Raw genomic sequence first — 10,924 nt, 5'->3', positions numbered from 1 at the left:
CAACCCGCCTCTGGACCAGGGTTTATGAGTCCACGCCCTAGCCCGGCGACACCGCAAGCGAAGCAGAGGCTCTCGTCAGCCGGTCGGAATTTTTCTTTGAATCTTGAATTCAGCAACCACGCCGCGTGTGTCCTCAAACCATGCATCGACTCCCCTAAATAGGTCGCGCTGCATCACACGCGACCATTCCTGAATCGTTGCATCCAGCGCCTGTGCGTTTGCGTGCACAAATTCTGGTCGATCGAGCCAATCCTGGCCCTTACTCATCAAATAATCTATCGCAATGCCGCCGCTCGCCCCCAGGGTCCAGCCCAGAGCCGTACCAAGACCTGGTTCGACCGCCGTCCCTGCGGCAGCGCCGATTATCTGCGAACGCATAGCGGTGACAACTTTGGTCGCAGCTTTTGCAAAGATGGGAGTAACGGCCCGCTCAACAGCCGGCGCGACCCCTCTGGCCACCAGGGCTGAGACAGATGCGGCCCCCGTTCCCCTAAGAACCGTCTTGAATGCTTCGTCATCCACCGCGTCGCGCGGAGCCTTCCATTTTTGCTGGTCCCATGCCAGCGAAACGTCCAGCTTCGCCAGCGGTTCGAGTCGTTTGAGGTGCTGGGTTTCGCGATTCAGATAATCCTGAACGCGGTCATCAAGCGTCGTGATGACGCTGAGATATTCGTCGTGTGCATCGGCTAGAATGCGGGCGAGACCCGCTTCGATAACAGAATTTCGGAACTCAGGCTTAAGCACGAACCTCTGATAGTTCCGGATCAGGTAAGCCTCAACCGCGTTACGGCTCCCCTCTACGATCCCTTGCGCGTTACTGGGTAGAGCGCCTGACAAGCCGCCTAACGACGCTTCCTTGAGGAGAGCCCAGGATCGGCTCCATGCGAAGTACCAGTCCGCATATGCAGCAATGCAAGCATCGCGATCCGCAAAGGCCTCAGCAAGGAGCGCATTTATTTGAACCGTCGTACTCGCTCTTATTCGTTTACTCTCCGTATCGAGGTAGACCAACGTGTCGTTGACAAATTCGTTGACGCCGCTCTCGTCGGCCAAAAGCAGATGTAAGGTACCGTTCACGTCGCGATAGTAGAGAAGAACAGTACGTTCGAAATTTGTGGTCGTGCCGGTGCGGATGACACTATCGTCGCGATGCACGGGCGCTCGATGCAGCGTACGCTGCTGGCGCGAGTCAATTAACCCTGGCACAACTTCAAGAACGGCATAGGCGACGAGAATGAGTGCGACTATCGTGGACAAACGCCCTCTGATCGAGGCCAGTCTTTGAAAGCGAAATGGCTTGGATCCAAGCCAACGTACTGCCCGCGAGAAACGCGAAAATGCGTATTCGTTCCGAGCCGCGATCTCGGGCGCGGCGATCTCCATTTGAGGATCGCGCTGATCGGTAATATCCGAATTTGATGGCTTCGTAGGCACGCTCGTCTCCATCTGGTACGATCGAGATAGGCTCCTTACCTCAGTCGATTCCACCGCTGCCGGCAATGAAGCGCAGCCGGTCATACCGACGATCCGACACGCATGCGTAGACCGTCTCTAGCCGTCTACGTCGATTCGATCGCGCGAAAGGCCCAAGTCGAGAGGATAGTGCGCAGCAGACTTCGGCTCGTTGACGGGCATACCTGCATGAACGAGCTGAGTGCGCATCCAACCGTCACGTTCAGAGGGACCTTGATGGTTCGCTAGCACGACGCGTGCGATACGAATGGCTTCGCGCAATTCTCGCGCAGAATCGGACGTACCCTCCACTCTTCCTGTCGCCAGTTCTGCAAAATCAATCCACCAATGATCGTTGTGCCCCCAATGAAGGAACGTTCCTGGATAAACATCCCCTGCCCACAGGCGCATGAAGTCAGCCCTTTCGAGATGCTTTCCCTGAAGAGTGCATGCGCCCGGATGATCAAAAGTCCGATAGAGCCGCCGGATCAGGCAGCAGTACTCCAGGAGTTGATATTTGCCCGTGCCGCCGACATGGCTGCTCGTTGGATGGTCCCAATGGAACGTGACCCAACGAAAGTGATCGATCTCAGCAGCCACGATGGATTCAAAATCGTCCTCACTCTGTCGTACGAAGACGATGCGCCTTGGATTGAGCCGTTGGATGGAATCAAATTGCTCTGCTGCGCCTCTATAATCCTCCGGATCAACGAGGAAGGGGGTCTGTTTTCCTTCGAGAAGCCATTGCTCGTTTATGCCCAAAGCCCGCGCGACGTTGACTAGCTCCGATGCACTCACATCGGGACGCCCCTCAATAATAGCTTCAAGCTTACGCCAGTCAGGAAATCCAAGGTGCTTCGAAATGCTCTGCAGAGTGAACCGCTCATTCACACTGCGCCGATCGTTCATCAATTCGACCGCCGTCGCTAGGCGTGACCCAATCTGCTTTGCAATTGTTGAAGCGGTCGTTGCATCGTGAAAATCGGGGCTTGCGACCGCGATGAGGCCGTACCGGACGGCAAGGTCGGCGTGCTCGCTCAAGTGGCCTTCGATCCAATCCCAACCATGCACTTGCACCTCAAAGCTCCCGTCGCGCGCCTGGCGCTCGCTTATCTCGGCCGCCGCCTTCTTCAATCGCACGTCGTTCGGGCCCGTTGTGAGCACAACGAAGACGTCGAGTTTTGGATAGAAGCTGCGCGCCTTCGCTACTTCTTCGCGCAAGTCTTTCTGTGTGAGCCGACTATTCGTCCACGCTGAACCGTCGCCACGGCCACGACATTGAATGCCGACTTGGGCGCGCGTTCGTTGATCAACGCCCGACACGTCGACACCTGATTGCGGCTGGCCGTTGCGGCCATGCAGATCCATGTGGACGTCGCCCGTAAGCCTGACGAATAGATCCCGAGTTAGGCGTTCGAATGCCTGCCAGTCCTTGGGGCGGTTAAGTGACGTGGCGCCACTTAATCCGGCAAAGACTCGGACCGATTGACTACGTTCGCGCTGGGCTGGTGCCATTTTCAAACCGTGATGCGAGGGGACGCCAAATTGCCGCGGTGTTCTATCAAATTGCCAAGACTCATGTATCCCGGTCAAACCAGCCTGCCTGCCAACTCGACGGCGCTCGACACGACAATTGCAGATCTCAGCGCCGGCGCTCCAACGCCCGCGTGAGTCTCGCATGTGAATGTCTTTCGTCCTGGAGGCGACGGTAGTTCCAGCCCTCCTGACTGCGATCGGCAATCATCATGCGCAATTCGCTAGGACCCGTAAGGGGAGCTATCCATAGAATTGGGATCTCAGCCGTTCGAAGCCTTACAATAACATCAACGATGTTTTGGCCTCGTGCGCTGTCCATTTGGAGCCGTGATCCGCATCAAACCCCAGACTGCACAAAGCAGGCCTGCGGCATCTTCTTGGTATTGTTCCAGTCTGGTCGCAAAGCGAATGCTCCAAAGTGCAGGCGTGCCAAATACGGTTTGGGTTTGCTCGGCGGTTTGCAAGCGTCGCCCGGATCTTGTCGGATTTAAAGGGCCTAGCGCCCGAGCAGCTCATCAATCGCAGCCAGCAATTGCATAAATTGCATCCGTCGTTTGGGCCCAACCGCGTTCAGCTTCGCCGCAATTTTCTCCAACGTCTGGGGCGACGGTTCTGGCGCCTCCCGGTTCTGATCGAGCCATTCTTCGAGGCCGACTGCGGTCTTCTTTGCTAATTTTACTCTTCCGTTCAACACCTTGCTGATGTGCGGTTGGGTGAAGCCGCACGCTTTCGCCACGTCAGACTGGCTGGCGCCCGTCTCGCGCATTTTAGTGTGGACACGCGCTAGCAAGGTTCTAGGAGGCATTGACCAATTTTATGTAATACATAAGAATATGTATTCATTGCATAAGAGACTATTGGATGCAACGCGTCGTCGGAAAGTTTGGCGGTCATTTCGACTTTCTGGATTTGCCAGACCCGGAGGCGCCATTGATCGGCGGCCTGCGCTGGGGCGCATTCGAGCACCCTCTCACGCCCGCTTTCTGGGTTGCTCAGGCGTGGATGACCGGAAAGCCCTCACAGAATGCGTTCCAACTTGGGCGCTCGCTCGAGGAAGAGGTCGTATATTGCATTCTTGGCGGTTACGGCATTCCGGCCGAAGTTGGGCTTGCCGCAGCCGAAAGAGTTTGCGGCGCTCTTCCGGATTTGTCAGACGGGGTTAGGCTGCATGCGCGCTTGCGGGAACTGCTGAGGTATCCGCTTCAAATTGGCGGCCGCAGTGTGAGGTATCGTTTTGCCGCGCAAAGGGCTGAGTATCTGGCAGGCGCGCTCGCCATGTTGCCCAGTATCGAGGAAGTTGCGATTTCCGATGTGGCGCTGCGCAATGCACTTCTCGGGCTACCAGGTGTAGGCCCAAAGACGGCCTCTTGGATCGTTCGCAATCGACGTGCCAGCGACGAGGTTGCGATCCTAGATGTTCATATTGTCAGAGCTTGCAGGATCATGGGCATATTTCCGCATGCGGCCGATCCAGTGCGGCTCTATTTCGAACTCGAGCGGCGATTTCTTGAGTTCTGCCGCATAACCGGGTCGGCTGCCTCGAGCATGGACGCCGTCATGTGGAGCACTATGAGAGGGTTAAGCCAAAAGTTTATGCAACAACTGGTTGACGGAGCGACGCAGGTAAGAGACTCTTCGGATAGAAACGATCTGGAGGGGGTAAATGTCGGGGTCAGGCGGCTCGCGTAACGATGGCGGTGGTGCGACAGGAGGAGACAGGGGGGCGACCGACCCATGCGCCCGAAGCCGCCGTGGTCCGATCAATAGTCCAAAAGCCGCGGTCCTCGGTGCTCTCGGGGTTGGCTCCGTTCTCGGCGTCGAGGTCAGGCGACCTGGCGCTTCGCCAATCTTGACAGTAGTCGATGGAGCTGGCGCGGCGGCGGGCTCGCTCACATTTGTTGGTTACCTCGAGATTATTGATTGTATTGAGAACCGCGGCTTCACGTATCAGGCGACGATTGTAAATATTGCCGGCGGAGCCTATGAGGTCAGAGTAGATCCGGTATGACACACGATCTCACGATCGTAGGCGGTATCTACGTTGAACGATGTATTCAGCCGTTGTGGGATGCCGTCTATGGTTCTGCAGGCCGAGCGGCGCACGCAGTGCGTAATCTGATTCCAGGTCGGATCATACTGCATTCCTATGTTGCGCCGGAGATGAAAGCGCAGGCGGAGCATGTCGCCTCGGACTGCGATGCCACCCTGATGCCGACCTCAGCGAAGCATAACCTTAGCTTTAGCTATCTGCATCCGATGTCCGTTCCGGCCATTTTTCCGACACCGCGACACATCGAGGCTCACGTCCCGATATCAGTGAAGGGTGACGTTGTACTTCGGTTCGGGATGCTGGAGGGGGACGCAATCGTCGAAGCCAATGTCGCCGTCTACGATCCGCAATCGGCATTTGATGTAGCGTTGTTTCAGGCCAATGGATCTCGGGCACGCCGTTTGGCTGTGGTGATGAATCGCCACGAAACTGAGCAAATGACTGGGCAATCCGATCCGTCGCTAGCAGCTAAGGATCTCATTGCAAAAGGATTGGCGGAAGTTGTGATCATCAAGATGGGCAGCAGTGGAGCCATGGTGACAACGGGAGTCGGTCAGTCCGTCACCCCTGCATACCGGTCGACTCACGTTTGGAAGCTCGGATCTGGCGACGTTTTCTCGGGCACCTTTGCTGCTTTGTGGGGATGCCAGGGCATGGACGCGGCACAGGCAGCCGATCTCGCATCGCGGGCGGTAGCGCTGTATTGCGATACACGAAGTCTTCCCGTTCCAGGTGTCTCCGATTTACAAGCGCTGAGTTACGATCCTGTCGTACCGACGAAGGGCACGGTTTACTTGGCGGCCCCCTTCTTCGATTTGGCCCAGAGGTGGCTTGTTGAGGAAACCAGGGATCAGCTCCGCGCTCTTGGCGCGTCCGTTTTCTCGCCTCTCCACCAGGTCGGTCCCGGCCCAGCTTCAATCGTCGGTCCGGAGGACATCAAGGGCCTTGAGAAATCAGACGCGGTGTTTGCTATTTTGAACGGTCTGGACGCGGGCACGATCTTTGAAGTGGGTTACGCCGTGAAGAAAGGGATCCCGGTCGTTTGCTTCGCGCAGAATGTCAGCGTCGAAAGTCTTAAGATGGTGGAAGGTACCGGCTGCGAAGTGGTCGATGACTTTGTTTCCGCGCTGTATCGAACTATATGGAGGCTCCCGAAGGCATGAAAGCGGTTCTAATGTCCGGTGGTATGGACTCGATCAGTATTGCCTGGTGGAAGCGACCGGAGATCGCGATTTTCGTCGACTACGGGCAGAAGCCTGCCTCTGCGGAACGCGATGCGGGCCACGCAGCCTGTCGCGCTATGAACATTCGCTACGAGCAGGTGAAAGCCGACTGCAGCGCGGTTGGCTCAGGAGATATGGCTGGTACCGCTCCCAGTCCTCACGCTCCTGTCTCGGAATGGTGGCCCTTTAGAAATCAGCTCATCTTGACACTCGCAGGTGCTGCAGCGCTGCGTCTCGGAGCGACAGAGCTGCTGATAGGAACGTTGAGAACTGACGCTCAACATGCCGATGGTCTGCCCGCTTTCGTTGAAAAGATTTCTGATCTGATGTCGATGCAGGAGGGGGGCTTGATCGTGAGTGCGCCGGCGATCGGTCTTTCTGCGTCGGAACTGGTGATCGCTTCCGGGATCGATAAAGCGACTCTCGCCTGGGCGCACTCTTGTCATACCGGAGCTCTAGCGTGCGGCAACTGTCGTGGTTGCATTAAACATTATGAGACTTGGAAAGCCGTGGGTTGGGATGCTCATTAAAGAACCACTACCGCGCCACGCGCCCTTAGCGTGGGCGCCACATCAGTTCGACGTAGTGAAAACTGAAGTTCTGGCCCGCCCGTGCGATCCTTCCTCAAGAACTTTTGCGGACGTGATTGCGAGGCGACGTTCGACCGTCGGTGATCCAATTAATTTTAGCTTAGTCGCGGAATTGTTGTGGTACGCGGTTGCCTGGAAAGGACATGCGCCGAGCGGGCGGGCTGGATTGCCGATTGCTTGGTCAGCAAGTCCATCATCCGGCGGCCTTCAATCGATCAGCGTCATCTGCATTCCCGATGATAGTTCGGCACCACGATTGTACGACCCCAAAAACCACGCCTTTCTGCTCCTTCGAGCTAGCGGCGAGCGTGTGTGCTTGGAAAATCGCGCGGCGGTCCTATCGGTGACAGGCTCGCAGGATGGATGCACACTGCGATTGATCGGTGATCGTTCTAAACTCTTCGCAGCCTACGAAAACGCGGAATCTCTATTGCTGCGTGATGCCGGCGCGCTTCTTGCAACTATCTGCATGTGCGCAGAATGGCTGGGTCTTTCGGCGTGCCCGCTAGGATTTCTCGGAGACGCGATGCTGCCCTTATTGGAGCTTCCTGGGGAGCGTTTTCAAGGCGTTGGAGGAATCCAGATTTCCAGCGCAAAGAGGGGCCGCTAGTGCTGGAGCTGCCCTAGCTCTGTGGTTGCAGCCGGGCGGGTCGCCGGGCCTTTCTTAAGAGATCTGCGACATGACTTGTTAAGCCGACGTCTCCTCGGATCTGCAGGCCAACGTCAGCCGGGAGCCGGGCGAGCAGGCGACGCAATTCCTCCAATCCGCTTGAGACGTCGAACACCTCCCATTGATCCGCTTCGCCGGGCACTAGCGTCGACGCCGAACTGTCGGTTGCGCCCTTGTGCAGCTGTACGATCCAGACGCGCGTCCCGTCGTGGACCCACTCAAATCGCACTGGACCCAACTTTTTTTCGGCAAGATGATACGTCTCGCGGATATCATGCAGAACATTTTCAGGCAGGCGTTCCGGGAGTCGTTTGCCAACCATGAAGCTGTCCCCCTCGCCGGAAGTGCCTTCGATTACAATCCGCTTTTCTGCATCCATAATTGCAGCGCCCGCAAATGCTGCCGGCACAGCCGATTGACACAAGACCGCTGAAATCGCCTCTCCCGTCGGATCCTCTTCAGCAAGGAGGCGAAAGGGATCCAGCCAACCTTTCGCCGTAGTAAACTTCCCCGGCTCCTGCTCGCGAGGACAGGTTCTGATCCAGACTTCGTTCGAAAAAGTCGGCTGACCGAAGGAGAACGGAGCGATGCGCCGGGAGATGCACGTCGTTCTAGGAACGGGCAATCCGATTAGATCGGCGACGAGGAGACCGAATGTCTTGTCGCCAATAAGCCTGCTGAATCGGTTCGGCCACTTCAGCGCCGCCATGGCCGGCGCGCTGTCGGAAGCCTCATACTCCCACATCAGCGTATGACCGCGGCGCCAGCCCCGTGGTTTCAGGTGAATGCTGAACTCTAGCCGGCCGCGGCCTGCATCGACCGTTTCGACGGGAAAGCTATAGACAGTTTTGAGAAGCGAAAGTCCCCAGCCCAGCGACATTGAAGCTGTACCGCCCTTTTCGACACACCGAGGTGTGTCGTCCGGTGCAAATTCGACGACGCCTCCTTGGATGACGCCCGATACTCCACCGTCAGCGACATCGACGGTCTCGTTTGCAATGACATAGAGACCTTCGCCGGACATCTTGCAGACGAGCGCTTCGATCTGTGCAAGGTCGGCCAAGCCATAGTGAAAGTCGCGGCTCCTGGGATTATCTGGCGTGAAGCTGCGCAGGTTTAGGGTGCCTTCTGGGCACCGATCGAGCAAGACACGTAGACCTTCGGATATGTTCTGAAATTGATGATTGGCGTCGAAACCTGCGACACGGCTGAACTCCTGGTGCGGCCTGACCCTGCCTGGGGAGTAGCTGACAAACTGTGCGACGTTCCCAACCCGTGCGAGTTCGTCTAGCGATTTGTCCTTCCTGAGCTTCATCAACCCGGTCCTTGTGTACCAGCCGCTCTGACGGTCATGGGAGGGCATTTCCTCTAGTCCAACTGGGCCCGCCCTGCACTGTCTTTCACCCCTCCTCGTGACCGGTCTTGCATCGCTCGGCTGAACCGCTAGGCACCGGCCGGTGGTTCTTTACCTAGTCTCTCATCCATTCCTTTGCCGTTAACGCTTCGCAGGGCAACCCTCAAAAGAGCCGAAACATGTGGACGGTGGGTCGGCAGCGCTAAATCTCTGCAGGCGTGCGAGGATCCGTACAGGGAGCTTGAGGAGCTGTCGGAGTTCCTAGATTGAGCTGCGCCAGGGTCAAGGCTATTCCGTTCGATAGCCGGAATCGGTGGAGTTACAGGGTTCCCATAGCCGAAAATTAATCGTGACGGGGCAAACTGGGTGGACCTCCGGTCGTAGTTTAGCGTAGTGTCATACCAAGAGGGATCGAATCATGACTGCCTACGCCGCTGTAATCGAAGCAAGCGATAGGGCTGAACAGAAAGTCGCCATTCTGCGGCGGGCTCTGCTGCTGAAGATCGGCCGCTCCGGAAAGGTGGCGGCAAATACAACCGCTTCGGCCACAAAGAAGCCGGTAAAGCTTGCCCGCAAGAAAAAGGCCTAGCCTATATTCCGAAAACGACTGGAAGCGTGAGGTCAACGATGACGGCCCCACGGATCCGTGGCGTTTGCCGATAGGGCGGGACTACGGCAGGATCATCCACTGCGCGAGCTTCAGACGGCTGCAAGGGAAGACACAAGTCTTTCCGGGACATGAGTCTGATTTCTTCCGAAATCGGCTCACGCATTCCCTTGAGGTTGCACAGATCGCCTCCGGCATCGCCGAGCGGTTGAACTATGTCGACCCGTACTTTCGCGACAACCCGCTCGATCTGCGCTTGTGCGAAGCTGCCGCTCTTCTGCACGATATAGGTCATCCACCTTTCGGCCATAACGGCGAGCGCGCGCTCGACGATCTCATGCGAAGTGCGGGAGGATTCGAAGGCAACGCGCAAACGTTGCGTATCATTTCGAGGCTTGAGAAGAAGGCCCGCAGGAAGACACGAGTTAAAGGAGATGATCGTGCCGGGCTGAACTTGACGTATCGCCTCATGGCGGCAGTCCTCAAATACGATGAGATCATTCCGGCCCGGCGTACCAAGAAAAGTAAGCTGGTCAAAGGGTACTACGGATCCGAAGAGGAAGTTGTCCGGAACATCAAATTGCATACGGCGGGCCGTGTTGGGCGTCGCGATTTCAAGACGATCGAATGTCAGATCATGGATCTCGCGGATGACATCGCCTACTCGACATACGACCTCGAAGACTCAATGAAGGCGGGATTTCTCACCCCTGCGTCAATCGTCGCATCGAACGTGGATTTACTGTCGCACGTGGCGAGAAAAACTTCGAAGGAATTGAAGCGCCAGATCACACCCGAGTATGTCCTAGCCATCCTGACCGACATTTTTAGCGGCATCGAAGGCACCGACGAAAACTCGCTGATTGCAACGATCAAGTGGTTTCAAGCTTCACAAGAGCTGAGCGAGTCCGGCTATCTCAGGACAAAGCTGTCGTCGGCGCTCGTTCACGAGGCCATAAACTCAGTCGAGGTGAAGATCGATCACAGATACCCTATGTTGAGCAAGGTGTATCTCAATGATGAGGCCCGTCTAAAAGTCGAGATTCTCAAGCAGTATACTTTCGAGAGCATGATCTACTCATCAAGGGTCAAACTACCCGAATTTCGCGGATACGAAGTCGTGAAGAGCATTTTCCAAGCGCTCGCTAGCGAAAAGGGCTACCTCATGATGCCCGACGACGTGCGGGAACAGTTTAGAAGTGCTTCGACCGAACCGCAGAAGCTCCGAATTATTTGTGATTTCGTTGCTGGTATGACGGACCGGTACGCGACCGAATTCTACGACCGTCTACATTCAAATGCCGGACACAGCATGTTTAAACCGGTCTGACTCCATTCGTCTGTCTATGCAGAGGCAGGCGGCCCGATCCTGCGCAACTTTTTCACCGAGGATTGCGAAGGGTGATCTGAGGCCGGAAAACTGGACCATTTTTGGCTAGAGT

General features: G+C 56.5%; 9 protein-coding genes. 5 read left to right on the top strand and 4 right to left on the bottom strand.

Annotation, left to right across the window (positions count from 1 at the left end):
• Positions 1-75: 75 nt before the first annotated feature.
• The 3 genes from HL671_RS37530 to HL671_RS37520 form a co-directional block, all read right to left on the bottom strand.
• Entirely contained in the window at positions 76-1,434 is a 1,359-nt protein-coding gene (locus HL671_RS37530) for a hypothetical protein (RefSeq protein ID WP_172244155.1), read from the bottom strand.
• Positions 1,435-1,551: 117 nt separating this feature from the next.
• Positions 1,552-2,820 carry a hypothetical protein gene (locus HL671_RS37525; RefSeq protein WP_172244152.1) on the bottom strand — a complete coding sequence of 423 codons (1,269 nt, stop codon included), beginning with the start codon at positions 2,818-2,820 and terminating at the stop codon, positions 1,552-1,554.
• 664 nt (positions 2,821-3,484) lie between these two features.
• Entirely contained in the window at positions 3,485-3,754 is a 270-nt protein-coding gene (locus HL671_RS37520; protein ID WP_172244149.1) for a helix-turn-helix domain-containing protein, read from the bottom strand.
• Between the two features lie 95 nt (positions 3,755-3,849).
• Here HL671_RS37520 and HL671_RS37515 point away from each other — a divergent pair, with 95 nt between their 5' ends.
• The 3 genes from HL671_RS37515 to HL671_RS37505 all read left to right on the top strand — a co-directional run bounded on the left by HL671_RS37515 (position 3,850) and on the right by HL671_RS37505 (position 6,791).
• Positions 3,850-4,677: an 8-oxoguanine DNA glycosylase gene (locus HL671_RS37515; RefSeq protein WP_172244146.1), complete on the top strand. Its 828-nt coding sequence runs from the start codon at positions 3,850-3,852 to the stop codon at positions 4,675-4,677.
• Positions 4,678-4,992: 315 nt separating this feature from the next.
• The gene (locus HL671_RS37510) at positions 4,993-6,201 is read left to right on the top strand and encodes a PfkB family carbohydrate kinase (RefSeq protein ID WP_172244143.1); all 1,209 of its coding nucleotides are present in this window, start codon (positions 4,993-4,995) and stop codon (positions 6,199-6,201) included.
• Positions 6,198-6,791 (top strand): 7-cyano-7-deazaguanine synthase, encoded by a 594-nt coding sequence (locus HL671_RS37505; protein ID WP_172244140.1) that lies wholly within the window; start codon positions 6,198-6,200, stop codon positions 6,789-6,791. Before HL671_RS37510 ends, HL671_RS37505 begins: the two co-directional genes overlap by 4 nt.
• Before the next feature lie 683 nt (positions 6,792-7,474).
• Here HL671_RS37505 and HL671_RS37500 read toward each other — a convergent pair.
• A complete protein-coding gene (locus tag HL671_RS37500) occupies positions 7,475-8,836 on the bottom strand; it encodes a hypothetical protein (RefSeq protein ID WP_172244137.1) in 1,362 nt (453 codons plus the stop codon).
• A 457-nt stretch (positions 8,837-9,293) separates the two neighbouring features.
• On the opposite strand from HL671_RS37500, the gene HL671_RS37495 reads away from it, so the two are divergent.
• Complete coding sequence (locus HL671_RS37495) at positions 9,294-9,464, top strand: hypothetical protein (protein WP_172244134.1); 171 nt, start codon at positions 9,294-9,296, stop codon at positions 9,462-9,464.
• Complete coding sequence (gene dgt, locus HL671_RS37490; RefSeq protein ID WP_172244131.1) at positions 9,442-10,812, top strand: dGTP triphosphohydrolase; 1,371 nt, start codon at positions 9,442-9,444, stop codon at positions 10,810-10,812. Before HL671_RS37495 ends, dgt begins: the two co-directional genes overlap by 23 nt.
• The last annotated feature ends 112 nt before the right edge of the window (positions 10,813-10,924 follow it).

It is taken from the genome of Bradyrhizobium denitrificans (genome assembly GCF_013179005.1).
In the GTDB taxonomy this organism is placed as follows: Bacteria; Pseudomonadota; Alphaproteobacteria; order Rhizobiales; family Xanthobacteraceae; genus Bradyrhizobium; species Bradyrhizobium denitrificans.
The sequence above is the reverse complement of the archived record's forward strand: the minus strand, read 5'-3'. Positions and strand labels throughout refer to the sequence as shown.